Origin of the sequence: Enterobacter cloacae complex sp. 418I7, from assembly GCF_050030705.1 — a bacterium.
Taxonomy (GTDB): Bacteria; Pseudomonadota; Gammaproteobacteria; order Enterobacterales; family Enterobacteriaceae; genus Enterobacter; species Enterobacter intestinihominis.
This window is the reverse complement of the sequence record NZ_JBLGUU010000001.1, coordinates 2037700-2064476: the sequence shown is the minus strand read 5'-3', so window position 1 is coordinate 2064476 and position 26777 is coordinate 2037700. Positions and strand designations below refer to the sequence as shown.

The 26777-nt window shown below is 55.3% G+C and carries 31 protein-coding genes and 1 pseudogene; 21 read left to right on the top strand and 11 right to left on the bottom strand.

Annotation, left to right across the window (positions count from 1 at the left end; genetic code table 11):
• The 4 genes from ACQG0S_RS10030 (at position 1) to ACQG0S_RS10015 (ending at position 2554) form a co-directional block, all read left to right on the top strand.
• Positions 1-618, top strand: a complete 618-nt coding sequence (locus ACQG0S_RS10030) for a DMSO/selenate family reductase complex B subunit (protein WP_022647979.1) — start codon at positions 1-3, stop codon at positions 616-618.
• Position 619: 1 nt separating this feature from the next.
• Positions 620-1474, top strand: a complete 855-nt coding sequence (locus ACQG0S_RS10025) for a dimethyl sulfoxide reductase anchor subunit family protein (RefSeq protein WP_045308503.1) — start codon at positions 620-622, stop codon at positions 1472-1474.
• 45 nt (positions 1475-1519) lie between these two features.
• Entirely contained in the window at positions 1520-2134 is a 615-nt protein-coding gene (dmsD, locus tag ACQG0S_RS10020) for a Tat proofreading chaperone DmsD (protein WP_048966584.1), read from the top strand.
• Between the two features lie 108 nt (positions 2135-2242).
• A complete protein-coding gene (locus ACQG0S_RS10015) occupies positions 2243-2554 on the top strand; it encodes a YebG family protein (RefSeq protein WP_022647976.1) in 312 nt (103 codons plus the stop codon).
• A gap of 56 nt (positions 2555-2610) precedes the next feature.
• On the opposite strand, the gene catA is transcribed toward ACQG0S_RS10015, so the two are convergent.
• Complete coding sequence (catA, locus tag ACQG0S_RS10010; RefSeq protein WP_023300000.1) at positions 2611-3270, bottom strand: type A chloramphenicol O-acetyltransferase; 660 nt, start codon at positions 3268-3270, stop codon at positions 2611-2613.
• Positions 3271-3356: 86 nt separating this feature from the next.
• A complete protein-coding gene (locus ACQG0S_RS10005) occupies positions 3357-4241 on the bottom strand; it encodes a LysR family transcriptional regulator (RefSeq protein ID WP_046620166.1) in 885 nt (294 codons plus the stop codon).
• A gap of 114 nt (positions 4242-4355) precedes the next feature.
• Here ACQG0S_RS10005 and ACQG0S_RS10000 point away from each other — a divergent pair, with 114 nt between their 5' ends.
• From ACQG0S_RS10000 to clcB, 7 genes are all read left to right on the top strand, one after another.
• On the top strand, positions 4356-5483 hold the full coding sequence (locus tag ACQG0S_RS10000; protein WP_072050125.1) for an alpha/beta hydrolase: 1128 nt from the start codon (positions 4356-4358) through the stop codon (positions 5481-5483).
• 299 nt (positions 5484-5782) lie between these two features.
• Positions 5783-6526 carry a YoaK family protein gene (locus ACQG0S_RS09995; protein WP_048966585.1) on the top strand — a complete coding sequence of 248 codons (744 nt, stop codon included), beginning with the start codon at positions 5783-5785 and terminating at the stop codon, positions 6524-6526.
• A gap of 261 nt (positions 6527-6787) precedes the next feature.
• A complete protein-coding gene (gene osmY / locus ACQG0S_RS09990; RefSeq protein WP_048966586.1) occupies positions 6788-7498 on the top strand; it encodes an osmoprotectant ABC transporter permease OsmY in 711 nt (236 codons plus the stop codon).
• An 18-nt stretch (positions 7499-7516) separates the two neighbouring features.
• Positions 7517-8416 carry an osmoprotectant ABC transporter substrate-binding protein OsmX gene (gene osmX / locus ACQG0S_RS09985; RefSeq protein WP_048966587.1) on the top strand — a complete coding sequence of 300 codons (900 nt, stop codon included), beginning with the start codon at positions 7517-7519 and terminating at the stop codon, positions 8414-8416.
• Between the two features lie 8 nt (positions 8417-8424).
• A complete protein-coding gene (gene osmW / locus ACQG0S_RS09980; RefSeq protein WP_022647970.1) occupies positions 8425-9072 on the top strand; it encodes an osmoprotectant ABC transporter permease OsmW in 648 nt (215 codons plus the stop codon).
• The gene (osmV, locus tag ACQG0S_RS09975; RefSeq protein ID WP_022647969.1) at positions 9072-10220 is read left to right on the top strand and encodes an osmoprotectant ABC transporter ATP-binding protein OsmV; all 1149 of its coding nucleotides are present in this window, start codon (positions 9072-9074) and stop codon (positions 10218-10220) included. Before osmW ends, osmV begins: the two co-directional genes overlap by 1 nt.
• 104 nt (positions 10221-10324) lie before the next feature.
• The gene (clcB, locus tag ACQG0S_RS09970; protein ID WP_048966588.1) at positions 10325-11635 is read left to right on the top strand and encodes a voltage-gated ClC-type chloride channel ClcB; all 1311 of its coding nucleotides are present in this window, start codon (positions 10325-10327) and stop codon (positions 11633-11635) included.
• On the opposite strand, the gene bioD is transcribed toward clcB, so the two are convergent.
• The 3 genes from bioD to ACQG0S_RS09955 all read right to left on the bottom strand — a co-directional run bounded on the left by bioD (position 11570) and on the right by ACQG0S_RS09955 (position 14644).
• Positions 11570-12265, bottom strand: coding sequence for a dethiobiotin synthase (gene bioD / locus ACQG0S_RS09965; protein WP_038415982.1), 696 nt, complete (start codon positions 12263-12265; stop codon positions 11570-11572). The genes clcB and bioD overlap by 66 nt on opposite strands.
• Positions 12266-12396: 131 nt before the next feature.
• Entirely contained in the window at positions 12397-13617 is a 1221-nt protein-coding gene (gene mlc, locus ACQG0S_RS09960; protein WP_022647966.1) for a sugar metabolism global transcriptional regulator Mlc, read from the bottom strand.
• 121 nt (positions 13618-13738) lie between these two features.
• Positions 13739-14644: a LysR family transcriptional regulator gene (locus ACQG0S_RS09955; protein ID WP_169441077.1), complete on the bottom strand. Its 906-nt coding sequence runs from the start codon at positions 14642-14644 to the stop codon at positions 13739-13741.
• A 121-nt stretch (positions 14645-14765) separates the two neighbouring features.
• Between ACQG0S_RS09955 and ACQG0S_RS09950 the strand changes: the two genes are divergently transcribed.
• The 5 genes from ACQG0S_RS09950 to ACQG0S_RS09930 all read left to right on the top strand — a co-directional run bounded on the left by ACQG0S_RS09950 (position 14766) and on the right by ACQG0S_RS09930 (position 19132).
• Complete coding sequence (locus tag ACQG0S_RS09950) at positions 14766-16019, top strand: MFS transporter (RefSeq protein ID WP_022647964.1); 1254 nt, start codon at positions 14766-14768, stop codon at positions 16017-16019.
• A gap of 74 nt (positions 16020-16093) precedes the next feature.
• Entirely contained in the window at positions 16094-17578 is a 1485-nt protein-coding gene (locus tag ACQG0S_RS09945; protein WP_048966590.1) for a carboxypeptidase M32, read from the top strand.
• Between the two features lie 148 nt (positions 17579-17726).
• A complete protein-coding gene (asr, locus tag ACQG0S_RS09940) occupies positions 17727-18032 on the top strand; it encodes an acid resistance repetitive basic protein Asr (protein WP_046620052.1) in 306 nt (101 codons plus the stop codon).
• Between the two features lie 92 nt (positions 18033-18124).
• Entirely contained in the window at positions 18125-18208 is an 84-nt protein-coding gene (locus ACQG0S_RS09935) for a hypothetical protein (RefSeq protein WP_057979992.1), read from the top strand.
• A gap of 102 nt (positions 18209-18310) precedes the next feature.
• A complete protein-coding gene (locus ACQG0S_RS09930) occupies positions 18311-19132 on the top strand; it encodes a trypsin-like serine peptidase (RefSeq protein ID WP_023299991.1) in 822 nt (273 codons plus the stop codon).
• A 5-nt stretch (positions 19133-19137) separates the two neighbouring features.
• Here the strand turns inward: ACQG0S_RS09930 and mdtI are convergent, their stop codons facing one another.
• The 3 genes and pseudogenes from mdtI to ACQG0S_RS09915 form a co-directional block, all read right to left on the bottom strand.
• Positions 19138-19467, bottom strand: a complete 330-nt coding sequence (mdtI, locus tag ACQG0S_RS09925) for a multidrug/spermidine efflux SMR transporter subunit MdtI (RefSeq protein WP_022647960.1) — start codon at positions 19465-19467, stop codon at positions 19138-19140.
• A complete protein-coding gene (gene mdtJ, locus ACQG0S_RS09920) occupies positions 19454-19816 on the bottom strand; it encodes a multidrug/spermidine efflux SMR transporter subunit MdtJ (RefSeq protein ID WP_032624865.1) in 363 nt (120 codons plus the stop codon). The genes mdtI and mdtJ overlap by 14 nt, the downstream gene beginning before the upstream one ends.
• A gap of 117 nt (positions 19817-19933) precedes the next feature.
• Positions 19934-20104, bottom strand: a pseudogene (locus ACQG0S_RS09915) (hypothetical protein).
• Positions 20105-20236: 132 nt separating this feature from the next.
• On the opposite strand from ACQG0S_RS09915, the gene ACQG0S_RS09910 reads away from it, so the two are divergent.
• A complete protein-coding gene (locus tag ACQG0S_RS09910) occupies positions 20237-21277 on the top strand; it encodes an AI-2E family transporter (RefSeq protein ID WP_003857467.1) in 1041 nt (346 codons plus the stop codon).
• Here ACQG0S_RS09910 and ACQG0S_RS09905 read toward each other — a convergent pair.
• Together ACQG0S_RS09905 and ACQG0S_RS09900 are read right to left on the bottom strand one after the other, a co-directional pair.
• Positions 21274-22221: a zinc-dependent alcohol dehydrogenase family protein gene (locus ACQG0S_RS09905; RefSeq protein ID WP_048966591.1), complete on the bottom strand. Its 948-nt coding sequence runs from the start codon at positions 22219-22221 to the stop codon at positions 21274-21276. The two genes, ACQG0S_RS09910 and ACQG0S_RS09905, sit on opposite strands and share 4 nt — an antisense overlap.
• Complete coding sequence (locus ACQG0S_RS09900; protein WP_048966592.1) at positions 22214-23248, bottom strand: LLM class flavin-dependent oxidoreductase; 1035 nt, start codon at positions 23246-23248, stop codon at positions 22214-22216. Before ACQG0S_RS09900 ends, ACQG0S_RS09905 begins: the two co-directional genes overlap by 8 nt.
• A 208-nt stretch (positions 23249-23456) precedes the next feature.
• Here ACQG0S_RS09900 and yajD point away from each other — a divergent pair, with 208 nt between their 5' ends.
• Positions 23457-23804, top strand: coding sequence for an HNH nuclease YajD (yajD, locus tag ACQG0S_RS09895; RefSeq protein WP_006808895.1), 348 nt, complete (start codon positions 23457-23459; stop codon positions 23802-23804).
• A 67-nt stretch (positions 23805-23871) separates the two neighbouring features.
• Here the strand turns inward: yajD and ACQG0S_RS09890 are convergent, their stop codons facing one another.
• Positions 23872-24318 (bottom strand): hypothetical protein, encoded by a 447-nt coding sequence (locus ACQG0S_RS09890; protein WP_048966593.1) that lies wholly within the window; start codon positions 24316-24318, stop codon positions 23872-23874.
• Positions 24319-24573: 255 nt separating this feature from the next.
• Here ACQG0S_RS09890 and ACQG0S_RS09885 point away from each other — a divergent pair, with 255 nt between their 5' ends.
• From ACQG0S_RS09885 to pqqB, 3 genes are all read left to right on the top strand, one after another.
• Positions 24574-25593, top strand: coding sequence for a dipeptidase (locus ACQG0S_RS09885; protein ID WP_048966594.1), 1020 nt, complete (start codon positions 24574-24576; stop codon positions 25591-25593).
• 138 nt (positions 25594-25731) lie between these two features.
• The gene (pqqA, locus tag ACQG0S_RS09880; protein WP_002905689.1) at positions 25732-25803 is read left to right on the top strand and encodes a pyrroloquinoline quinone precursor peptide PqqA; all 72 of its coding nucleotides are present in this window, start codon (positions 25732-25734) and stop codon (positions 25801-25803) included.
• Between the two features lie 55 nt (positions 25804-25858).
• On the top strand, positions 25859-26776 hold the full coding sequence (gene pqqB / locus ACQG0S_RS09875; RefSeq protein WP_048965714.1) for a pyrroloquinoline quinone biosynthesis protein PqqB: 918 nt from the start codon (positions 25859-25861) through the stop codon (positions 26774-26776).
• The last annotated feature ends 1 nt before the right edge of the window (position 26777 follow it).

Below are 26777 nucleotides of genomic sequence, written 5' to 3'. Positions count from 1 at the left end.
ATGACAACCCAGTATGGATTTTTTATTGATTCCAGCCGCTGCACCGGGTGTAAAACCTGCGAGCTGGCCTGCAAGGATTATAAAGACCTGACCCCGGACGTCAGCTTCCGTCGTATTTATGAATACGCGGGCGGCGACTGGCAGGAGGATAACGGCGTCTGGCATCAGAACGTCTTCGCCTATTACCTGTCGATTGCCTGCAACCACTGCGAAGATCCGGCCTGCACCAAGGTCTGCCCGAGCGGGGCAATGCACAAGCGAGACGACGGTTTTGTGGTGGTGAACGAGGATGTCTGCATCGGCTGTCGCTACTGCCACATGGCCTGCCCGTACGGTGCGCCGCAGTATAACGCGGCTAAAGGCCACATGACCAAGTGCGACGGCTGCCACAGCCGCGTGGCGGACGGCAAAAAGCCCATCTGCGTCGAGTCCTGCCCGCTGCGCGCGCTGGACTTTGGCCCGATTGAAGAGCTGCGCAAAAAACACGGCCAGCTTGCTGCGGTCGCGCCGCTGCCGTCTGCGCACTTCACGAAGCCGAGTATTGTGATTAAACCTAACGCCAACAGCCGTCCGACGGGTGACACCACCGGCTACCTGGCAAACCCGAAGGAGGTGTGAGATGGGAAGTGGATGGCATGAATGGCCGCTGGTGATCTTCACCGTTTTCGGGCAGTGCGTGGCTGGCGCATTAATCGTGATGGGCTTCGCCTGGCTGAATGAACGTGATGACAAGGCCAGAATACGCATCGTGCGCAGCCTGTTTTTTCTCTGGCTGGTAATGGGTATTGGGTTTATGGCCTCGGTACTGCATCTTGGCTCCCCGCTGCGCGCCTTCAACTCGCTTAACCGCGTGGGAGCGTCAGCGCTGAGTAATGAGATCGCGGCGGGTTCGATCTTCTTTGCCGTGGGCGGTTTCTGGTGGCTGGTGTCGGTTATCGGTAAAATGCCCCCAGCTTTAGGCAAAATCTGGATGGTTGTCAGCCAGCTCCTGGGTGTCGTTTTTGTCTGGGCGATGACCCGGGTCTATCAGATCGATACCGTTCCGACCTGGTATACGGGCTACACCACGTTGGCCTTCTTCCTGACGATGGCTCTTACTGGCCCGATGCTGGCCGCGCTGCTGCTGCGGGTCGCAAACGTGACATACAAAGGTACCCTTGCCGCGTCTGTCAGCGTACTGGCACTCATCGCCTGCGTGGCGGTCGTCGTGTTGCAAAGCAATACGCTGGGGACGATCCAGAGTTCAATCCAGCAGGCTAACGCCCTGCTGCCGGATTATGGTTCGCTTCAGGTATGGCGCATCGCGCTGCTGGCGGCGGGTTTAGGCTGCTGGATCTGTCCACTTATTCGTCGTCAGGAACCGAAAACGCTCGGCCTGTTTGCAGGTTTCGTGCTGGTGGCGGGGGGTGAAATGATTGGCCGTGGGCTATTTTATGGTTTGCATATGACCGCAGGGTTAGCAATTGCAGGTTAACACAGGTGCGCGGGCTACCCCCGCGCACAAGTAAGGAAAGTTGTAATGAATGACGTCTCACACCGCGAATCGTTCGCGTTCAGCGCCCGGGTACTGGGCGCGCTGTTTTATTTTGCCCCGGACAGCGAGCAGGCCGCACCGCTGGTGAGTGCCCTGACCGCAGGTGACTGGGTGCAGGACTGGCCGCTGGCGCAGGAAAGCCTGCAGCCCGTGGCCAGTATGTTTAAGAACCCGTCGGACGAAGCGTTGAAAGACGCCTGGCAGCGTCTGTTTATTGGCCCGTATGCCCTGCCCGCCCCCCCGTGGGGCTCCGTCTGGCTCGATCGCGAGTCCGTGCTGTTTGGCGATTCGACCCTTGCATTGCGCCAGTGGATGCGTGAAAACCATATCGCCTTTGAGATGCAGCAGAATGAGCCGGAAGATCACTTCGGAACGTTGCTGATGCTGGCGGCATGGCTTGCCGAGAACGGTCGCGACACAGAACGCGACCAGCTTATGGCCTGGCATCTGCTGCCGTGGAGCACGCGTTTCCTTAGCGTATTCGTTGAAAACGCGGCCCATCCGTTCTATACGGCGCTGGGTAAACTTGCCCAGCTGACGCTGGCAGAATGGCAGTCCACTTTGCTGATCCCGATTGCAGAAAAAACGCTGTACCGATAACAGCTCCTGGCTTGTACATCCGTTGTGTAAGCCAGGTTCGGACATTTTTGCTGCAACGCAGATCCGGAACTGCTATACTGTATATAATTACAGTGCTGGAGGTGCAAAATGGCTGTTGAAACAAAATTCGTGGTCGTAAGAAAAGGTGAAGAGAAAATGACTTTTGCCAGTAAGAAAGAGGCTGACGCTCACGACAAACTGCTCGACATGGCAGAAGCGTTCACCGACTGGCTGCTGCAAAGCGGAATGCAGATGGATGAAACGCAGGCGGAAAACCTTGGTCTGTATCTTGCCGAGCAGAAAGAGTCCGTGCAGCATATCCTGCGTACCAGCAAGCTTCCCGAGCTCAATGCTGCAACGGATAAAACAGCGCCAGAGGCGGATAGCAGCAAAAAAATCCGGGCCGTCAAAGCCGCCTGATCGTCAGAACGACTCATCACCTGTCCTGCTGCCGCGGGCCGGAAACGGCTCGCGGCTTAATAGTGCGGTAAATTATCACACAACTCTTGCAACTCGTTGATTAGTCTGGCCACATGGAAACCATCACAGACAGAATGATGAACCTGAACGGCGAAAGGCAACAAGACTTTTCCATCCTGGTTAAAGTATTTTCCAAACGTGAACATGGGCGCAAAAAAGTTCTGCATGTTAGCCACGTTGATATTAAAACTGGTAAAACTGACCCACGGAATATCCGATATGAAGAATATATTTTCCCGGTACTCTTCTTTGGGCCAGTAGGCAAGATTATCACCATAGCGAGAAACGTCTTCTGCATAAACGTTCTGAAAGTGATGAATATTCCCGTCGAAGTGACTCCATAATGATGAAAACGTCTCCGTCTCTTTATGGAAAAGGGTATAGCTGGGATGCACCTCATTCCATATTACAAGCTCATTATCCTTCATAGCCATACGGAACTCAGAATGGCGATTAACGACTGTCGAAATAAGGGAAATAATCGAAGGATAAAATTTCCAGCCAACCTGTTTGATATGTTTCAGCAGCGCAGTGATATCCAGCTGAACCGTTTGGTTAATCGTGCATTGAGCAAAGCTCTGAAAGACTTCAAAATGTTCTTTCCTTGCCCAACTCGATAAGTCTACAGCCGTATATTCTGGCGTTATTTTTGTCATTTCTTTGCCTTAATTAAGCAGCGCTATATAAAATAGTAGCGTACCACAAACCCAGGAGCTGTATAGACCGTCGAGCAGAGGCTGCCTTAAATTTTCAACGTATCAATAACCGCTCTTAGCGCCGGGGACACGTTGCGGTGCGGGTAATAGAGGTAAAGCCCGTCCATCCGCAGGCTGTAGCGCTGTAAGACGCGTATAAGCGTGCCACGCTCCAGATCGTCAGACACCAGCTCAACCGGGACATAGGCCAGCCCGAGTTCCAGCCGGGCCGCTTCGGCCTCCATGTAGCTGTCGGAAAAGGCCCATTGCCCCTCAGGCCGGTGCGTAACTCGTTTCCCGTCCTGAACAAGCTCCCATTGATAGTGGTTACCGTCTGCAAACTGGTAGGCAATGCAGGGATGAGCATCCAGATCGGCGGGCGTCTGCGGGAAACCATAGCGCCGAAAATGCGCCGGGGCGGCAACCACAGCCATCTCCATATCGGGCGTGATGCGCACCGCAATCATTCCTTGTCCCACCTCCGGTCCCAGCCGGACGCCCGCGTCGAATCGCTCCGCAATGATATCCACGAACCGGCTCTCATTCATCAATTCCAGACGGATATCCGGGTAACGCTGTTTGAAGATAGCGAGCTTTGGCAGCAGACATTTCTCGATGGCGTGCTGGCTGGCATTAATGCGCACCGTGCCGGACGGCGTCTGACGGTAATGCGCCAGTCTGGTCAACCCGGTATCAAGCGCATCAAAGGCGGAGCCGGCGGTCTGGTAAAGCTGTTCCCCGGCGTGTGTCAGCGACAGCTTGCGCGTAGTACGCACCAGAAGCTGCACGCCCAGCCGCTCTTCCAGCTCACGAACCGATCGGCTGATCCCGGATTGCGCCAGCCCGAGCCGCTGTGCGGCTGCCGTGAAGCTTCCCTCCCGCACCACCTGGATAAAGAGATACAGTTCATTATAGTTTTCCCGCTTCGCCATCATGCCTCGTCAATTCATAACAAAATGATATTAATCCTAGCAGCTTTCGGCCTCTAATCAGCACTATTTCTGCTAACTATAATGGCCTCATTACAAAAACACACGGTACCTCTTATGAAAACATTCACCCAAAAACTGTCCGTTGCGCTGCTGTTATGCGCATCATTAAGTGGAGTGACAACAATGAGTTATGCAGAAACGCTAAATCCTAACGCCCCCGTTTCGATGGTGACAACCTGGGATAAAACCTTCGCCGAGAGCAATAAAGTCAACCACCGCAAAGTGACGTTCCAGAACCGGTACGGGATCACTCTGGTGGGCGATCTGTACATTCCCAGGAACCACGGCGACCAGAAATTGGCGGCGATAGCTGTCAGTGGGCCGTTCGGCGCGGTTAAAGAACAATCCAGCGGTCTGTACGCCCAGACTCTGGCTGAACAGGGGTTCGTGGCCCTGGCCTTCGACCCATCCTACACGGGGGAAAGTGGCGGCCAGCCGCGTAACGTTGCCTCCCCTGACATCAACACCGAAGACTTTAGCGCCGCTGTGGATTTCCTGGGGTTACAGAAAGAGGTCGACCGTAACCGTATCGGCATTCTTGGTATCTGCGGCTGGGGCGGTATGGCGCTGAACGCGGCATCCATGGATACCCGCGTGAAGGCGGTCGCCACCAGCGTAATGTACGATATGAGCCGCGCGATGGGTCACGGCGTGGGCAACGGGAAAGATCGCTATTCAGCGGCCGATCGTCGGGCCGTGTTGCAGTATCTGAACGCGCAGCGCTGGAAAGATGCTGAAAGCGGCACTTTCGCCCATGGCGGCCACGATATTAATGTCGATGAGAATGGCAAGGTGACGGCGGCCGAGCGCATTCTGCCGGAAGCACTGCCCACCGATCCGCATCCGGTACTGAAAGAGTTCTATGATTACTACCGTATGCCGCGCGGTTTCCATGCCCGTTCCGTAAACTCCACCGGCGCGTGGACTGCGACCATGCCGTTATCCTTTATGAATATGCCGCTGCTGAGCTATGCCGGGGAGATCACTATCCCAACGCTGATTGTGACCGGTGAAAACGCACACTCTCGTTATTTTGCGGAGGATGCGTTCAAGGCCGTCGGCAGCAAAGAGAAAGAGCTGGTGATTGTTCCCGGTGCAAACCATGTTGATCTCTACGATAACGTCGCAGGAAAAATCCCGTTCGCGCAGTTTGAGCAGTTCTTCAAAACCAGTCTGAAATAACATTCTAAGCCCCCGAAAATCACGGGGGCATCTCTTCTCATCGTCGTGAATGAGACCTATGTCTACACTGAATCAAATCCCATCCCGCTACAGCGAGCATGCACACTGGGACAGTATTTTTGCCCGTCAGTCTGCTCGTGGCATCTGCAATAAGGCATTATATTAACAGGGTTATTTTATTTAATTACAAAACCTCGCACTCCTCCCGTTGAAATAATAATTAAGCAATATCCTGGTCAGTCGGCGACATCACTTTGTTAGCTTGAGAAGTCAGGCAAAGCTCAAACTGGAGGTATTCTTTGCTGATTAAATTAAAGAAAGAACGAACGCATCAGGAGGATCGTCGTCTTGCACTCTGGCTGGCGACCTCCGCGGGACTGCTGAATGCCATTGCGCTGGGCGCGTTCGGCTTTTTCCCCTCTCATATGACGGGTAATACATCGCAGTTATCCAGCGAAGTTTCCTCCACCGATCTCAGTGATATTCTTTTTTTTGGCGCCATTATTCTGTCGTTTGTCACTGGCGCCATTGTTGCGCGGATTATTGTTATCTGGGGAATTATCCATAACGTCAGGCTTATATTCAGCCAGGTTTTATTTGTTGAAGGGCTATTACTTACCGGGGTATCCCTTTATGAAATGTATTTTCACTCCTTCGCCACGAATCAGGAGATTATTCTTTTCCTGTGCGGTTTGATGGGAATTCATAACTCCACCTCCACTCAGCTTTCCGGCGGTCGGGTGAGATCCACGCACATTACCGGTACGCTGACCGATGCCGGCATTTCGCTGGCCTCCGTTATGGTCGCCATGTTGCGCCGGGATTATTCCAAAGACACGGCCGCGCAAAAGAGCCAGCTCAAAACCCATTTAACCACCCTTTTCTCGTTTATTACCGGCGGGATTGCGGGGCTGATCCTCTTCAGAGAGTTTGGATTCCACGCGATGCTGGCACTGGGCCTGATGTTGGTGTTTATCGCCGCCTTTTCAATCGTTCGTATCTCGTGGCGCGTTCGAAAGGTACGCGCCGCGCTTAGTCGATAGGGTGATCAGCACGCCTCAAGTGACGTTGTCACTTGAGGCGTGCTTCTTTAAGACTATTCTGCCTTCCCACTGACAGCCCTTACGCCATAAGGCTTAACTCAGGTTGTCACTAATTTCATAGGGTTACTGTTTTACCCCCTTTGCTGGAACCCTTCCGTTTCGCTTGCTATAGGTGAAGTACCCCTGCCGAAACATGGCATAACAACAGGCAACCGCAACAGGTGGTTGCTATAACGCATGCGCACAGGGAGACACACCGCAATGCACCCATTACTTAAACGTTCGCTGCTTTTTGTCGGCGCGATTATCGTGGTCCTCGCTCTCCTCACCTGGGGAATTGGACTGGAGACGATTAAGGCGCGCCAGGTTGACCTGCTCTACCTCGGTCAACAGCACCTGATTCTGGTCTTTTCATCAATGTTCTTTGCCCTGCTGGTGGGCATTCCAAGCGGTATTCTGCTGAGCCGTCCGGCGGCACGGGGTATCGCCGAATACGTGATGCAAATCTTTAACGTGGGCAACACCCTGCCGCCGCTGGCCGTTCTGGCGCTGGCGATGGTGGTGATTGGCATCGGTGATAAACCGGCCATTATCGCCCTCTTTCTCGCTTCTTTGCTGCCAATTGTGCGTAACACCTATGCCGGGCTGTGCTCTGTTCCCGCGTCGTTGCTGGAAGCGGCAAACGGCATCGGCATGACCAAATGGCAGCGCCTGCATCAGGTCGAAATTCCTAATGCCTGGCCGGTGATGCTTTCCGGTATTCGCATTGCCACTGCGATTAACGTCGGTACCGCACCGCTGGCATTCCTGATTGGCGCCAGCAGCTACGGCGAGCTGATTTTCCCGGGGATCTATCTGAATGACTTCCCGACGCTGATCCTGGGCGCGGCGGCCACCGCCCTGTTCGCCCTGATTCTGGATACGCTGCTGGCGGCACTGGGTCGACAACTGAGCCCGCATCTCGCGCGATAATTATAACAAGGAGCTTCTATGAGACTGTTTTCCGGCCTGACGGCGCTGTGCGCCGCCGCGCTCTTCACCAGCCAGGCGCTCGCCGCGCCACTGATCCTGGCAACAAAGAGCTTTACCGAGCAGCACATTCTCTCGGCCATGACCGTACAGTATCTGCATAAGAAAGGATTTCAGGTGCAGCCGCAGACTAATATTGCGACGGTGATTTCCCGTAACGCGATGATTAACAAGCAGATTGATATGACCTGGGAGTACACCGGCACGTCGCTGATCATCTTCAACCATATCAACAAACGCATGTCGCCGCAGGAGTCATACGAGACGGTGAAACGCCTCGACGCAAAGCACGGTCTGGTGTGGCTTAAACCTGCCGATATGAACAATACCTATGCCTTTGCCATGCAGCGCAAGCGCGCCGAGGCTGAACATATCAATACCATGTCTGAGATGGTGGCAAAGATTGAGCAGATCCGTAAAACCGATCCAGATAACAACTGGCTGCTGGGCCTTGACCTGGAATTTGCCGGGCGTAGCGACGGGATGAAACCGTTGCAGGCGGCCTACAACATGGAGCTGGACCGCCCGCAGATCCGCCAGATGGATCCGGGGCTGGTCTATAACGCGGTGCGCGACGGGTTTGTCGATGCCGGGCTGATCTACACCACCGACGGGCGCGTGAAGGGCTTCGATCTTAAAGTGCTGGAAGACGATAAAGGCTTCTTCCCGAGTTACGCCGTGACGCCAGTTGTTCGAAAAGACACGCTGGAGGCTAACCCGGGGCTGGAGGAGGCGCTGAACACCCTCTCAGCCCAGCTCAATAACGACGTTATCACCGAACTGAATAAGAAGGTGGATATCGACCATCAGTCACCGCAGCAGGTCGCCCGTGATTTCCTGCGTAGCAAACAGTTGCTGTAGGAGGCGCTATGGAGACGATTCACTATATTCTCGACAACTGGGACTATCTCTTAACCCTGACGCTGCAACACCTGTGGCTGGTGGCGCTCGCCGTCGGCCTGGCGATTGTGATTGGCGTGCCGCTGGGCATTTTAATTGTCCGCCATAAATGGCTGGCAACGCCGGTGCTGGGGATTGCCACCATTGTGCTCACCATCCCGTCAATTGCGCTTTTCGGCCTGATGATCCCGCTCTTTTCGCTGATCGGTCAGGGCATTGGCGCCCTGCCCGCGATTACGGCGGTGTTCCTCTATTCACTGCTGCCGATTGTGCGCAACACCCACACGGCGCTCGACAGCCTGCCACCCGGCCTGCGCGAAGCGGGACGCGGCATCGGCATGACCTTCTGGCAGCGTCTGCGCTGGGTGGAAATCCCAATGGCGCTGCCGGTCATTTTTGGCGGCATCCGCACCGCCGTGGTGATGAACATCGGCGTCATGGCGATTGCTGCCGTGATTGGCGCGGGCGGTCTGGGCCTGCTGCTGCTTAACGGTATTGGCGGGAGTGATATTCGTATGTTAATTGCGGGCGCGCTGATGATTTGTCTTTTAGCGATTGTGCTCGACTGGTTGCTGCACCGTTTGCAGGTGGTACTGACTCCGAAGGGGATTCGATAATGATAAAACTGGAAAACCTCACCAAACAATTTTCACAGAAGCACGGCCAGACGTTTAAGGCCGTCGACAACGTCAATCTGAACGTGCCTGAAGGGGAAATGTGCGTGCTGCTCGGCCCGTCCGGCTGCGGAAAAACCACTACCCTGAAGATGATTAACCGTCTCATTACGCCAAGCAGCGGGACGATCCTGATTAACGGCGAAGACACCAGCGGGATGGACACCGTGACCCTGCGCCGCAACATTGGCTACGTGATCCAGCAGATTGGCCTGTTCCCGAACATGACTATCGAAGAGAACATTACCGTCGTGCCGCGCATGCTGGGCTGGGACAAAGCGCGCTGTAAATCCCGTGCCGAGGAGCTGATGGATATGGTGGCAATGGATCCACATAAATTCCTTCACCGCTATCCGCGCGAAATGTCCGGCGGTCAGCAGCAGCGTATCGGCGTCATCCGCGCGCTGGCAGCGGATCCTCCAGTCCTGCTGATGGATGAACCATTCGGCGCGGTTGACCCGATTAACCGTGAGGTGATCCAGAACCAGTTCCTGGAGATGCAGCGCAAGCTGAAAAAGACCGTGATGCTGGTGAGCCACGATATTGACGAAGCGCTGAAGCTGGGCGACCGTATTGCCGTCTTCCGTCAGGGGCGTATTGTTCAGTGCGCCAGCCCGGACGAGCTGCTGGCGAAACCCGCCAATGAGTTTGTCGGCTCGTTTGTTGGTCAGGACCGGACGTTGAAACGCCTGCTGCTGGTATCCGCGGGCGACGTCACCGACCAGCAGCCGACGATTACGGTACGCGAATCGACGCCGCTGCCAGAGGCCTTCGCCACCATGGATGACAACGATATTCGCGCCATTACCGTGGTTGATGATCTCGGCAAACCGCTGGGCTTTGTGAAGCGCCGCGAAGCGCGTAATGCCAGCGGCAGCTGCGGTGATATTCTGCATCCGTTCCGCATGACAGGTAAGGCCGAGGATAACCTGCGCGTGGTGCTTTCTCGCCTGTATGAGAGCAACACCAGCTGGATGCCGATTGTGGACGAGGACGGACGCTATAACGGCGAGATATCCCAGGATTATATTGCGGAGTATTTGAGCTCAGGGCGTACGCGCCGGGCGTTGAATATTCATAGCGAGAGTTAAGCATTCAGGCCGGGTACTGCCCGGCCTTTTTCCGCACGCATACCTTTTGCTAACCTCACGTTTTCCCGCCACAATATCGTATCGTCCCCGTTAATCACGACTTCATGCAACGTCTTCACGCTTACCCCGACATCCGCGCGATGTTTCGCCGTCTCCTGATTGCTACTGTCACCGGCGTGCTGGCAGCGCTGGCCGTTGCGGTGTTCCGCCACAGCATGTATCTGCTGGAGTGGTTGTTTCTCAGCAACGAAAGCGGAAGCCTGGTGAATGCCGCTGCCGCGTTATCGCCCTGGCGGCGGGCGCTCACGCCTGCGCTGGGTGGTCTGGCCGCGGGAGTGCTACTGTGGGGATGGCAGCGCATGACGGCACAACGTCCCCACGCCCCGACCGATTATATGGAGGCGCTGGAGACGGGTGATGGCCAGTTTGATTACGGCGCCAGCCTGGTGAAATCCCTCGCCTCGTTGCTGGTGGTCGCCAGCGGCAGCGCCATCGGCCGGGAAGGCGCCATGATCCTGCTTGCCGCCCTCGCTGCCTCCTTTTTTGCACAACGTTGTACGCCGAAATCCGAATGGAAACTGTGGATCGCCTGCGGTGCCGCCGCCGGGATGGCCAGCGCCTATCATGCGCCGCTGGCGGGCAGCCTGTTTATCGCAGAGATCCTGTTTGGCACACTTATGCTGGCCTCCCTCGGCCCGGTGGTGATTGCCGCTGTGGTGGCCCTGCTGACCACGCGCCTGTTAAGTCCCGGCGCGAATACGCTATATGATGTCCATCTCAGCGAGATGCTTACGGCGGTGGATTATTTCCTGATCGTTGGCGTGGGTCTGATGGCTGGCGTTTGCGGCCCGCTGCTGATGTGGCTGATGGCGGCCAGCCACAGGCTGTTTCTGCGTCTCAAACTTTCACCGCCTTGGCAGCTGGCGCTGGGGGGGCTGATCGTCGGGCTGCTGTCGCTGCTGACGCCGAAGGTATGGGGGAATGGCTATAGCGTGGTTCAGGCGTTTTTGCAGTCGCCGCCGCTGCTGTCGGTAATTGCCGGCGTCTTTATCTGCAAGCTCCTGGCGGTGCTGGCAAGCAGCGGGTCCGGCGCACCGGGAGGCGTGTTTACGCCAACCTTGTTCGTTGGTATGGCAACGGGAATGCTGTTTGCGCAGATCTTTGCGCTGTGGTTTCCTGGCTCTGAGACGGCGATCCTGCTTGGGCTGGCAGGAATGGCGACGCTGCTCGCCGCCACAACGCATGCGCCAATCATGTCGGCCTTGATGGTATGTGAGATGACCGGGCAGTATTTTTTACTTCCCGGTTTGCTGGTTGCCTGTGTTGTGGCGTCGGTATTGTCGAGAACGCTACGCCACGACTCGATCTACGGCCAGCATACCGCCGAAAGCCGAGAGATCGATATAGTGCGCTAATTCGCGCTGCTCGGCGCGGGGCAGATAAGGCAGTTCGCCTGCCAACGGGCCAGGCAGCTTTTTGCTCAGCACGTCGATGATTTCTGCGTAGTGCGCAAGGCCCGGGTTAATACGGTTCGCCACCCAACCAATCAGTGGCAGGCCGTCATTAGCGATAGCCTGCGCCGTCAGCAAGGCATGGTTGATGCACCCTTCCTGAATGCCCACGACCATAATCACCGGCAGCTGCTCCTGCACCACCCACTCGGAAAGGGGACGTAAATCGTTCATCAGGCTGCGCCAGCCACCGGTCCCTTCAACGACAACGTGATCAACCTTTTCACTCAGATTTGCCAGGCCATCAGAAAGCAGACTGTAGTTGATAAGCCCACTGTGAGCGACGCTGCTTTCCTCTTCGCTTAACGCGATGGGATTGACGGCATCATAAGGCAGTTCCAGAGACGAGACGCTTTGCAGAACCAGGGCGTCCTTATTGCGCAGCCCTTCTGGCGTCTCTTTACTGCCTTTTGCTACCGGCTTGTATCCTGCAACGCGTTTACCGCTTGCCGCCAGGGCCTGAAGTAACGCGCGGGATACGACGGTCTTCCCGACAGACGTATCCGTACCAGTAATAAAGAAACGCTTAAGCATGACTCATTCCACCTCTTGGGTATGCTTCAAAAAATATAAACCAGGTAAATAATTCAGTGGGGAAAGTCTACGGGAAGCGTGCGCTACCCGGCTTGAGATAGCGCAATTTTTCGTACATCTATGGAAAAGAGTTAGCCCTGAAGCAAACGAATCAGTAACGAGCCGTTGTACATCGCATCTTTTACCAGCGCGGCGCCAGCCATCGTACCCTGGTTGGAAAATTGCGTACTTTCGACCACGATGTTTTTACTGTACGCGGGAAGCGCCTGCTGGTTGATGCAGGCGGAAATTGCCGGAAAGAGGATATCCGCCGCCTGGCTGAGCGGGGAGCCGATCAGTATTTTTTGCGGGTTAAACAGGTTCACCATAATGGCCAGAATGCGCCCGACATTATTGCCCACGCCGGTAATGATGTCCTTCGCCAGCAGATCGCCCTGTCTTGCCGCTGTGCACAATGCCTCGACGCTCAACGGTTGACCGTGCAGCGTGGAGCTCATTGACTGGCTGAGCCGCACCTGCGCCAGCTCCAGCACGCTTTCGACGCTGGCAATCGTCTCCAGACAACCATGATTACCACAGTAGCAGCGTTTTCCGTACGGATCGACCTGCGTATGGCCAATCTCCACCAGGCTACTGCTGCCAGCATGCAACAGACGCCCGTCGGTGATCACACCTGCGCCAACGTTATGATCAATCACCACCTGAATTACGTCGCGCGCGCCCCGGGAAGCGCCAAATAACGCCTCCGCCATCGTCCAGGCGCTGATATCATGCTGAATGTAGACCGGTACACCGGTGTGGTTTTCCAGCACGTCGCCCAGCGGCATCTCTTTGACGTTTTCATAAAACGGCATGCGGTGCACAATGCCATTTTCGGTATCAATAATTCCCGGCAGGGTGATCGCAATCGCCGTTAAACGTTCAAGGCGCTGCTGGTGACGAATAAAGAACTGGTCGATATGGGTCAGAATGGCATCGAGGAGTGGTTGCTCTGCATCGAGCGGGAGTTCCAGCCGGTCTTCCACCACCAGCTTGCTGCTGAGGTCGCGCAGCGCGAGGAAGATTTCCCCGCGGCTAATTCGCAGCGACAGGTAGTGCCAGGCTTCCGTTTCCACCACCAGCCCTACCGCCGGACGGCCACGGCTGCCCGGCTCCTGAATTTCTGTCTCCTGAACCAGATGGGCTTCCAGCATTTCGCGGACAATCTTGGTAATACTGGCGGGTGCCAGTTGTGCCAGGCGCGAAAGATCGATACGCGAAACCGGACCCAGCTGATCAATCAGGCGATAAACGGCGCCCGCGTTGGTCTGCTTGATCTGATCGATATGCCCTGGCTGACTATCAGCAACCACCTCGTACTCCCTTATTTTCGAGCTTCGAAATAAACTGAGGGCTATGGTGAAGCACTTCAATGGCTGACGTCAAATTTTTACTTAGCCATGTGATTTACTGCACATTTTCGCCCGCTTTTCCCTATAAATAACGCCCGTGAGAAGCGGTAATTAATTGTTCTTTGAAACGCTGTGCCGCATGGCTCTGTTCATGATGTTTAGACCACACCAGCCACATCTCCGAGACCGCATCCTGCTCGGCAATATTCACCCAGCGCATTTCCGGCAGTTGTACCCGTTTAAACGAGGCCGGGAGAATCGACACGCCAAGTCCTGCGGCAACGAGACCAATGATCGTCATGGCTTCCCCCACTTCCTGCGCGATAGTCGGGACAAAGCCATATCGCCGCATCAGACCAAGAATATCGTCATACAATCCGGTACCCACCTGTGGGTCAAAAAAGACAAAGGGTTCTTTCGCCAGTTCAGCCAGCGTGACGCTATGCTGCGCGGCGAGCGGGTGATCCCGGGGGATCATCGCCATCAGCGGTTCGCGGAGGATCACCTGCCACGCCAGGGTATCAGGCAACTGCGTGTTACGCATTAGCCCCAGGTCGAGCGATCCTTCATTAAGCGGCGATATTTGCTCCCGGGTATTTATTTCGCGCGTCTGAATATGCACATCCGGAAAGTTACTGCGAAACGAGGATAGCGTTTGTGAAACAGCGCTGATGAAGGGGGCCGACGAGGTAAACCCGATGCGCAGCTCTCCCGTCTCCCCGAGATGAAGCCGTTCCGCTCTGGCGGCGGCGTCCACCACCATACTCAGGATCTGTCGGCTATCGGCGAGAAACTGTTTTCCCGCCGCCGTCAGGCTCACGCTGCGGTTGGTTCGCGCCAGCAGACGCGCCCCAACCTGCTGCTCAAGGATCTGGATCTGTTGGCTCAGCGGTGGCTGGGAGATATTCAGCCTTGCCGCAGCACGACCAAAATGGAGCTCTTCGGCGACGGCGACAAAATAGCGCAGATGGCGCAGCTCGATATTCATATTTTTAAAGTATCATTTGAGATTATTAATATATTAGACAGAATATTTACATTTTCCTACCCTAATCTTGTGGTCATACCCGTCACCAGAAACCACGGGGAAGTTTAAGCAAGGATTATGTGTGAGCCGTACAACGACCGTTGATATCGCGCCGGCCAGCGACATTGATGATTTACCCGCAGTACCGCAGCCGGTTCAGTTTATAAAACGTGGTACCCCCCAGTTTATGCGTGTCACGCTGGCGCTCTTCTCAGCGGGTCTCGCCACTTTCGCCCTGCTCTACTGCGTTCAGCCGATCCTGCCGGTCCTGTCGCATGAATTTGGCGTGTCGCCAGCCAGCAGCAGTATTTCGCTCTCCATTTCAACCGGGATGCTGGCGATCGGTCTGCTGTTCACCGGGCCACTTTCAGATGCCATCGGGCGTAAGCAGGTCATGGTAACGGCGTTAATGCTGGCCTCCGTGTGTACCTTGCTGTCCACCATGATGACTAGCTGGCACGGCATTCTGGTCATGCGCGCGCTGATTGGGTTATCTCTCAGCGGCGTGGCGGCGGTCGGGATGACCTATCTCAGCGAGGAGATCCACCCGAGTTTCGTGGCCTTCTCCATGGGGCTGTACATTAGCGGGAACTCTATCGGCGGGATGAGCGGACGCCTGCTCAGCGGTGTGTTTACCGATTTCTTTAACTGGCGCATTGCGCTGGCCGTAATCGGCTGCTTCGCCCTCGCTTCGGCGCTAATGTTCTGGAAAATCCTGCCGGAATCGCGCCATTTCCGCCCGACTTCTCTGCGTCCGAAAACACTGTTTATCAACTTCCGTCTGCACTGGCGCGACAAAGGTTTGCCGCGATTGTTTCTGATGGGATTCCTGCTGATGGGGTCATTTGTCACGCTGTTTAACTATATTGGCTACCGGCTGATGCTTTCACCGTGGCATCTTAGCCAGGCATTGGTGGGTTTGCTCTCTGTGGCGTATCTCACCGGGACGTGGAGTTCGCCAAAAGCGGGCGCCATGACCGCGCGCTTCGGCCGTGGTCCGGTGATGCTGGTGTCCACCGCTGTGATGTTGTTCGGACTGCTGATGACGCTTGTCTCTTCCCTGTGGCTGATTTTTGCCGGAATGCTGCTCTTCTCTGCGGGATTCTTTGCCGCGCATTCTGTTGCCAGCAGCTGGATTGGCCCACGCGCGCGCCGCGCCAAAGGTCAGGCTTCGTCTCTGTATCTGTTCAGTTACTATCTCGGTTCCAGCATTGCCGGGACTCTCGGCGGGGTGTTCTGGCATAACTACGGCTGGAACGGCGTGGGCGGATTTATCGCGCTGATGCTGTGCGCGGCACTGCTGGTGGGCGCGAGCCTGCATAAACGACTGCATTAACATTCAGCCCTCTTCGTGTTTAAATCGAGCCGATGCTAATTTTTGTCATCGGCTGATTCAGACACGAGGACTTCATGAAAAACAATAACTATCAACAACTCACCCGCACCTTCCAGCGCCTCTCCCGCTTCTCTCACCTCTCCTCCATCGCCAGCTGGGACATGTTTACCATGATGCCGCCCGGCGGCAGCGCCGCGCGCGGTGAAGCGCTGGCGGAGATGAGCGTCCTGCAACATCAGATCCTGACCGATAAAAAAGTGGGTGAATGGCTGGCGGCGGCAGCAGAAGAAGATCTGAACGACGTTGAGCAGGCCAACCTGCGTGAAATGACGCGCCACTACCAGCAGGCCACTTTACTGCCGGAATCGCTGGTGGAGGCCAAATCGCTGGCGGGCAGCAGGTGTGAACACGCCTGGCGTACTCAGCGTCCGGCCAACGACTGGCAGGGCTTTTCAGCCAACCTGAAAGAGGTGGTGAAACTCAGTCGTGAAGAGGCCCGCCTGCGCGCCGAGGCTAAAGGCTGCACGCCTTACGACGCGCTGCTGGATATCTTTGAACCCGACATGACCAGCGCTCGCCTGGATGTGCTGTTCGGCGATCTGAAGTCCTGGCTGCCGGAGCTGCTGGCAAAGGTTGTGGAAAAACAGGCTCAACGATCGTTCGTTCCGCCACAGGGTCCCTTCCCCACCGCCACCCAGCGCGAGCTGGGCCTGGAAGCGATGAAAATGCTTGGCTTCGATTTTAACGGCGGTCGTCTGGACGTTAGCGCCCACCCGTTCTGCGGCGGCGTTCCGGAAGATGTGCGTATCACCACGCGTTACGATGAAGACGAGTTGCTCAGCGCGCTTTTCGGCGTGATCCACGAAACCGGACATGCCCGCTACGAGCAAAACCTTCCGCGAGCGTGGGCCGGCCAGCCCGTTGCGCTGGCGCGCTCTACGGCGATCCATGAATCCCAGAGTCTGTTTTTTGAAATGCAGCTGGGCCGCAGTGAGGCTTTCCTGAAGCATTTGCTTCCGGCGGTCCATGCCCGTTTCGGCAGCCAGGCGGCATTCAGTGAAGAGAATTTTATTGCCTGGAATCAGCGCGTGAAACCGGGCTACATCCGCGTTGACGCAGATGAAGTGAGCTATCCGGCGCATGTGGTATTGCGCTATGAGATTGAGCGCGCGCTGATCAATGGCGAAATCGAAGTGGATGATATCCCCGCGTTATGGGATGAGAAAATGCAGGCCTGGCTTGGATTATCCACCAAAGATAACTACCGCAACGGCTGTATGCAGGACATCCACTGGACCGACGGCGGTTTTGGCTACTTCCCGTCTTACACGCTGGGGGCAATGTATGCGGCACAGCTGTTCCATGCCGCCAAAACTGCGCTGCCCGGGTTGCAGGCATCCATTGCCGGGGGCGATTTCTCGGCGCTGTTTGACTGGCTGCGTCAGAATATCTGGCAGCACGGCAGCCGTTTCAGCACGTCGCAGCTCATCACCCAGGCCACGGGTGAAGATCTGAATATCCGCTACTTCCGCGAACACCTGACGTCCCGCTACCTGTAAACGAACGCGCCGGGGGCCACCCCGGCGTTGTACATATGGTTACACGCCGATACCAATCACTCACGGAAACCCCGAATTTACAGGGATATAGTTATTTCAACGGCCCCGCAGTGGGGTTAAATGAAAAACCAAATTCGAGGGTATGAAAATGAAAAAAGTATTAGCGCTGGTTGTTGCCGCTGCTATGGGTCTTTCTTCCGCTGCATTCGCGGCTGAAACTACCGCCACCGCAGCGCCTGCGGCATCCACCGCTGCTCCGGCCAAAACGGTTCACCATAAAAAACATCACAAAGCGGCTAAACCAGCGGCAGCACAGAAAGCGCAGGCCGCGAAAAAGCACCACAAAAAAGCGACAAAACCTGCGGTAGAGCAGAAAGCCCAGGCGGCTAAAAAGCATCACAAAAAAGCGGCAAAACACGAAGCGGCTAAACCTGCTGCACAGCCAGCAGCGTAAGAGTACAAGCTTAACCGTGCCCTTCGGGGCACGTTGGTAAACCGGCGCTGAACGGGATTGCGGTCAGCGCCGTTTTTTTATCCGGAGGGCGTATGCTGCGGCGCTATCGGTTTGAGTTCATTCTTATCCTGCTAATTTTATGCGCGCTCATCGCCAGCCACTTTTATCTTTCCTGAATGTAGCACGCTGATTTTACTCCCACTTTCTCGCCGTCGCGTCTATAGTATTTTCATAGGGTTCACTTTTAATAATCATAATTACCCCCACCAGAGTGTGATATGCGTAAATCTGTTGTGTTGTTACTGGGAACGTTTAGCCTTTTTGCAGGCTTTTCACATGCGGATGAGGGCGACGATGACGCCATCAGCGCCAAAGAGGTAAAGACGCTGTTTTTTGGTCATGACGATCGTACGCGTGTCACCGATCCTACCGAAGCGCCCTGGGATGCCATCGGGCAACTGGAAACCGCCAGCGGCAATCTATGTACCGCAACTCTCATAACGCCACGCCTTGCGCTGACGGCGGGTCATTGCCTGTTAATGCCGCCCGAAGGCAAACCGGATAAAGCGATCGCCCTGCGCTTTGTCTCGCAGAAAGGGATTTGGCGCTACGAAATTCACGGTATTGAGGGGCGGGTGGATCCGTCGCTCGGGAAACGCCTGAAACCGGATGGCGATGGATGGATTGTGCCGCCCGGGGCGGCATCCTGGGATTTCGGTCTGATCGTTTTACGTTATCCGCCGTCCGGGATCGCTCCGCTACCGCTCTTTGATGGTGACAAAGACGCGCTCACCGCCGCCCTGAAAGCCGCCGATCGAAAAGTGACGCAGTCAGGCTACCCTGTTGATCACCTCGATTCGCTGTACACCCATACGGACTGCGTGGTGACGGGCTGGGCGCAAAACAGCGTGCTTTCGCATCAGTGCGATACGCTACCGGGTGATAGCGGATCGCCCCTGATGTTAAAAACCGTTAACGGCTGGCAACTGATTGGCGTTCAGAGTTCTGCTCCGGCAGCGAAAGACCGCTGGCGCGCCGATAACCGAGCGTTGGCGGTGACCGGTTTTCGCGACCGGCTGGAAGCCCTGGCGCAGCAGTAGGTCACTCAGGCCAGTTTAATCATGATCATGCCAGCGAGCAGTAATACCAGCCCTATCCAGCCTTTATGGTTTAAACGCTGCCCGAACATAATCCAGCCTGCCGCCAGGGTGGCGGCAATACCGAAGCCGCCCCACAGCGCGTAGGCCACGGAAAGATCGATGCCTTTCACCGCCTGCGACAGGGCGCTAAACGCCCCCAGAACCGCGGCAATCGATAACAGGCCGTAGGCTTTGCGACGAAAGCCGTCGGAGAACTTCAAAAAGACGTTCGCAATAATTTCCAGAACGATGGCGAAAGCCAGCCAGGCCGCGTGGATCCATTCAAACTGCTGCATGGGTCTGCTCCTTCTGCTGTTTGGCTGGTTTGCGCGTACCCGATTTAATCAGCACGATACCTGCCACCAGGGTCGTCAGCCCGGCAATTTTCATTGTCGTCAGGGTTTCATCAAATATCATGACGCTGAACAGCGTAATCAATAAAATACCAACACCTTCCCACAAAGCGTATGCCACGCCCAGCGCGATTTTTTTAACCGCGAAAGAGAGGAATATATAGGAAAGCGTAATCATGACCAGCATCAAAATAAATCCGGTGCTGCCGTCACTCACGCTCGCCCATTTCATCGACAAGGTGCCGGTAATTTCAGCAACGATAGCCAGAGCTAATAAAATCCAGTAAAACATGTTTTTCTCCTGCTTGAGAATATAATCCATCGAGGCTCGCTGCGAACAGCAAACCAAAAAAGTGGGAATTAAATCAGTTAGCTAAGCGCATAGCGCCAGCTCAGGCAGAAGACGTGACTATAGCGCGGAACGCCAGTGTTGTTCACCGGAAAGCGTGCAGAGGGAGGTAGAAAACAGAGCAGAGTTGTTTGAAAAATACGTCCTGAACAAATTGTCCATAAAATTACAATTATCCGCGGTGTTGCTTCTCGTCTTTGCGGATGAAAATTGTCCTCAGTAGTTGAACACGCCTGATTTGTATCATAAGCCAGGAATTTACTCAAAGCCTTTTCATTTCTTTACCCAGTCTGTTTGATTTTGGTTAGTTTTTTTAATCTGCTTTCCCCTCTATTATAAATAAAAAACTGTTCAGGAACGTCCATGGCCAAACCCATTATCACCCTCAACGGGCTTAAGATCGTCATCATGCTGGGCATGCTGGTGATCATTCTGACCGGCGTTCGTTTTGCGGCCGATATCATCGTGCCTTTTATCCTGGCGCTTTTTATCGCGGTGATCCTCAATCCACTGGTGCAGCGAATGGTGCGGCTGCGCATCCCGCGTGTGCTGGCGATAAGCCTGCTTATCAGTATTATTATCGTTGCGATGGTGCTGTTAGTCGCCTATCTGGGAACCTCCCTGAACGAGCTGGCGCGGACGCTGCCGACATACCGCTCTTCCCTGGCGACCCCGCTGCTGCAAATTGAACCCTGGCTGCAACGCGCGGGTATCGAAGTCTCGGTTGAGGAACTGCTTAAATACATCGATCCGAATGCCGCCATGACGATTGTCACCAGCCTGCTGGCACAGCTCTCCAACGCCATGACCTCGATTTTCCTGCTGTTCCTGACGGTTGTGTTTATGCTGCTGGAAGTTCCACAGCTGCCTGCAAAACTCCAGCACATCATGGTGCGTCCGGTAGAGGGAATGGGTGCTATACAGCGCGCGCTCGACAGCGTTTCACGCTATCTGGTGCTGAAAACGGCCATCAGCCTGGTGACGGGATTAGTGGTCTGGGGGATGCTCGCCGCGCTGGATGTGCGTTTTGCCTTCGTCTGGGGGCTGCTGGCCTTTGCGCTCAACTATATTCCTAACATTGGCTCCGTGCTGGCGGCGATCCCCCCTATCCTTCAGGTGCTGGTTTTCAGCGGTTTGTATGATGCCCTGATTCTGCTGGCAGGCTATCTGGTGATTAACCTTGTCTTCGGGAACATTCTCGAACCACGGATAATGGGACGCGGGCTGGGGCTTTCAACTCTTGTTGTGTTCCTGTCCCTGATTTTCTGGGGCTGGCTGCTCGGGCCTGTCGGCATGCTGCTCTCCGTTCCGCTGACAATTATTGTCAAAATTGGCCTCGAGCAGACCGCCGGTGGACAAAGTATCGCTGTACTGCTGAGCGACATGAGCCATAAGGCCGATTAATTGTCCATCGACAGCATAGGCTTGCCCGTTCTTCCCGCTTCGCGGTAGTTGCCCACTGCCCGCTGCCATTCCGACAGCGGGTAGAGGGTAACATCGCTACACTGGCTGGCGCGCAGTTTAGGCCAGATGCGCCGAAATTCCGCCTGCCACGCCTCAGCGCTCAGCGCGTCCAGATAGTTACGAATGTGAAACCACGCCACGCGCGGCAACAGCCGCTGCTGCCGGAAGGTCTGCCCGGAGAGTAGCCCGTAGCAGACAAAGGTACCGGTTTCGGGCATCACGCTCAGGATCGCCTCCGCCAGGCTGCCGCCCGTGGCGTCGTACACCACCTCCGCTTGCGCGGCGGCAGCGTTGACGGCGGCCGTATCATCTTGCGCAATCGGGACGATCCCCATTTCAGCCAGACGTTGAGCGTGCACGGGCGAGCGATGGATCCCGTAAACCGCCTCGGCACCCGCCTGGCGTGCCCATTGCCCGAGCAGAACGGCGCAGTCAGAACCGGCAGCGGTGAGCAGCACCGTTTTCCCGGCCGGAGGATAACGGTCCAGCATCATCTGAGCGGCAAGCGGGTTGATATACGCCCGCGCGGCAAGAAGCGAGTCGACGTCGTCCGGGACGGGAACCGCATACGCCACCGGGCAGTCGACATAGCGCTGCCAGGTTCCCTGCCCCCGTAACGGCAGGACCCGCTTGCCCAGCAGCGCCGGGTAAGCGGCGGGCGTTTCGGTCACTATTCCGACCCCTTCATAACCGGCTATTGCGGGCAGCGGCGTGCGATGGCGATATGCCCCGGTGATGGGGATGAGATCGGAGGCGTTCACCGGAGAAAAAAGCATGCGCACACGTATCTCTCGCGGCTGTCGCGGTGACAATGGTGTGGTTTCCGCTTGCAGTACCGATTCAGGCTCACCAAACCGGCGATACCAGAGGGCCAGATTACGCATTGCGATCGCGCCATCCCATTTCCGGTGCGACATGTTTCAGGATGGACTCGATCACATGTGCGTTGTATTCCACGCCCAGCTGATTCGGCACGGTAAGCAACAGCGTATCCGCTTCCGCGATCGCTTCATCCTTTTTCAACTGTTCAATCAGCTTGTCTGGCTCTGTGGCATAGCTGCGTCCGAAAATGGCCCGCGTTTTCTCATCCAGATAGCCAACGCTGTCGCTCTCATTGCGGCTTGAACCGAAATACATCCGGTCGCGATCGTCCATCAGGGCAAAAATACTGCGGCTGACCGAAACGCGTGGCTGACGGGTATGCCCTGCCTCGGCCCAGGCCTGTCGGTAGGCACGGATCTGTTTTGCCTGCTGAATATGGAACGGCTCGCCGGTTTCATCATCTTTCAGCGTTGAGCTTTGCAGGTTCATCCCCAGTTTTGCCGCCCATACTGCCGTTGCATTGGAGCCAGCCCCCCACCAGATACGATCGCGTAAGCCCTCTGAATGCGGCTCCAGACGCAACAATCCCGGCGGGTTTGGGAACATCGGCTGTGGGTTAGGCTTCGCAAACCCTTCACCGCGTAATACATCAAGCAGTACCTCAGTGTGACGGCGCGCCATATCAGATTCGTTTTCCCCGTCCTGCGGCACGTAACCAAAATAACGCCAACCATCAATCACCTGCTCCGGGGAGCCCCGGCTGATACCAAGCTGTAATCGCCCGCCGGAGATGAGATCTGCCGCGCCAGCATCTTCCGCCATATACAGCGGATTCTCGTACCGCATGTCGATCACGCCCGTCCCGATTTCGATGCGTTTGGTTTTCGCGCCTATCGCAGCCAGCAAGGGGAATGGCGAACTGAGCTGGCGGGCAAAGTGGTGCACGCGGAAATAAGCCCCGTCCGCGCCCAGCTCTTCAGCGGCGACAGCCAGATCGATGGACTGTAGCAGCGTGTCAGCTGCGGTTTGCGTGCCGGACTGGGAAGACGGCGTCCAGTGACCAAACGACAAAAATCCGATCTTTTTCATAGTGGAGTATCCTGATAAAGCATTGCGTTATCCCTACTCTACGCATTAACCGATGAGAATAAATGGTGATTATTTAACGGAATGCTTCAAATAAACTGACAGAAATACGCAAATCGCACGCTGCCTTCCCGCAGAGGAGGCATTCTCCTGGCATCTCAAAATGGGATATAGTGTGAACTGTTCTCTTTTTTAACAGGTAACATCAGCAATGGCTCTGATCCCCAAAAACTACGCACGGCTGGAAAGCGGCTACCGTGAAAAAGCGCTAAAAATTTACCCGTGGGTCTGTGGACGCTGCTCGCGGGAGTTTGTGTATTCGAATCTTCGTGAACTCACGGTCCACCATATCGACCACGATCACACCAATAATCCGGAAGATGGCAGTAACTGGGAGTTGTTGTGCCTGTTTTGCCATGACCACGAACACTCAAAGTACACCGAAGCGGATCAGTATGGCACCACCGTTGTCGCAGGTGAGGATGCGCAAAAAGACGTGGGTGTCGCCACGTTTAACCCCTTTGCCGATCTCAAGGCGATGATGAACAAGAAGAAGTAATATCGGCGGCTTTACTGCCCATACCTGCCGTATGGGCAGTCAGAAAGATAAAGGTAATGTATTCCAGTCACAGATTGAACAAGGAGACGGCCTTAATATCGGCTTCAGGATTCACGCGTTTTACAGCCTCTAAAAACGCAGCAAAGTTTTGATTAAACACCGTCAGATTATTATAAAACTGCACCTGTTTTTCACGGGTTCCCTCAAGATAGCTCACAGACCAGATCCGCCTGTTATTTACCACTGTCGAGCCCGGCTTAATTTTTACGATAGCCGCCAGCTCAATTTTACGGGTGACGCTATTTATGACCTCGTATAAATACTGCTCATCATAAAAGTAGGTTTTACCTGACGATCCGCCAAACCAGGAAGGATGGGTAGAGATTTTTTTCATTCCCCGGCTGTCGGCAACGATGCGCTTTGGATGCCGAATACGCCTGATGAAAAAGCGCATCACCATAATCAGTGCCGTGAAAGACAGCACCACGAAAATAAAATTAATGCTCTCCCGCATATTTCGTTACCTGCCACGCATAACTCAAAGTGGCGAAGTATAGCGTAGCCCGGTAGCTCAGGGAACGTACGCGATGCAATCGCAGATGGAACGGGAAATGCTCTTATCTCGCCACGCAATATGATGTGCGGATCTCCTCACGGTTAAGCGTTATTAACAATTGCTGCTAAGTTGTAAGTTTCTCCTTGCCGGACCGGACAAATCGGTTATCGTGCCAGGCAACTTTCGCAGCAATAAAAAACAGTGGGATGCGCTATGGCGATTTTTGATGGTCACAATGACCTGTTGCTTAATTTATGGCTTCATCATCGCCAGGATCCGGTAACGGCCTTCTTTTCCGGCATTGAGAACGGACACCTCGATTATCCGCGCATGCAGCAAGGCGGATTTTCCGGCGGGCTGTTCGCGCTGTTCGTGCCGCCGCAGGAGTATATCGCCCGCATGGCGCCGAACTACGCCAGCGAGCCGTGGCAACCGATCGACATTCTCTGGCAACAGTTGACGATCCTCAAGCAGCTTGTCGCACACTCCGATGGACGGGCGCGATTGTGCCTGAGCGCGGCAGATATCGAACGCTGCCGTCAGGATAAGGTGCTGGCGATGGTGGCGCATATTGAGGGTGCGGGCGGTTTTGACGGCGAGGGTGGCGATCTACAGGCTTTCTATGCCGCTGGCGTGCGCAGCATTGGGCCTTTCTGGAACATTGCTAACCGTTTTGGCACCGGCGTTAACGGGGCGTTTCCCGGCAGCCCGGACAGCGGCCCAGGGCTTACCGCAGAGGGTATCGCCCTCATTAAGCACGCTAACGCCCTGAACATGCTGATTGACGTTTCTCATATGAATGAAAAGGCGTTCTGGGATACTGCTCGTCATTCCTCTTCACCGCTGGTCGCCACCCATTCCAACGCCCATACGCTGTGCCCGCAACCGCGTAATCTGACCGATCGGCAACTGCTGGCTATCCGCGACAGCGGCGGCGTGGCAGGGGTCAATTTCGGCAACGCCTTTCTGCGCGCCGACGGTAAACGCGATAGCGATACCCCGCTGAGCACAATCGTTCGCCATATCGACTATCTTATTAACATCATGGGCGAAGATCATGTTGCGCTGGGCTCCGATTTTGACGGCATCACGTTACCTGATGATTTGCATGATGTGAGTGGTTTACCGCGGCTAATCAGCGCGTTGCGTGACAGCGGCTATGATCAATTTGTGCTGAATAAGCTGCTGTGGGGCAACTGGCAAAAGGTATTGCAAAATGTTTGGCAACAATAGGTTACGTTGTAAACATTACGTTAATTCCTTACATCTTTCGGGTTGAGCTTTGCCCCACTGTGACGCATTATTTGATGACCATCACAAAACTGGCACAAACAATGGTGTTGGTGCTGCATTTTTAAAGAGGAAAATACGATGTGGAAGAAACCTGCTTTTATTGATTTACGTCTTGGCCTGGAAGTGACGCTGTACATTTCCAACCGCTAATCGCTCAGCCCGCCATCCGTGCGGGCATTTTTGTTTTACTACCTGGCCTATCTTCATGTTTATTAAAGTCCTCGGTTCCGCCGCCGGCGGCGGTTTCCCTCAGTGGAACTGTAATTGCGCCAACTGTCAGGGTTTGCGCAACGGTACCCTTCAGGCGACCCCCCGCACCCAGTCGTCGATCATCGTCAGCGATAACGGCGAAGAGTGGATACTGTGTAACGCCTCGCCCGATATCAGCCAGCAGATTGCCCATACGCCAGAACTGAATAAGAAAGAGGTTCTGCGCGGCACGCATATTGGCGGCATTATTCTCACCGACAGCCAGATTGACCACACCACCGGGCTGCTCAGCCTGCGCGAAGGGTGTCCGCATCAGGTATGGTGTACGCCGGAGGTGCATGAAGATCTTTCCAGCGGATTCCCGATTTTTACCATGCTCCGGCACTGGAACGGCGGCCTGGTCCATCATCCGATTGCGCCGCTCACCGCCTTTAGCGTGGAAGCCTGCCCTGATTTGCAGTTTACCGCTGTCCCCATCGCCAGTAACGCACCGCCCTATTCGCCGTGGCGCGACCGCCCGCTACCGGGGCATAACGTGGCGCTGTTTATCGAAAACCGCCGCAACGGTCAGACGCTGTTCTACGCGCCGGGTCTCGGTGAACCCGATGACGACATCCTGCCGTGGCTTAAAAAAGCGGACTGTCTGCTGATTGACGGCACAGTCTGGCAGGACGATGAACTGCAGGCCGCTGGCGTCGGGCGCAATACCGGCCGCGATATGGGCCATCTGGCGCTCGGCGATGAACACGGCATGATGGCGCTGCTGGCCTCACTGCCGGCAAAGCGCAAGATTCTGATTCACATTAATAACACTAACCCGATCCTTAACGAGCAGTCGCCGCAGCGTCACGCCCTCACGCAGCAGGGAATTGAAGTGAGCTGGGACGGGATGACCATCACGCTTCAGGACTAAC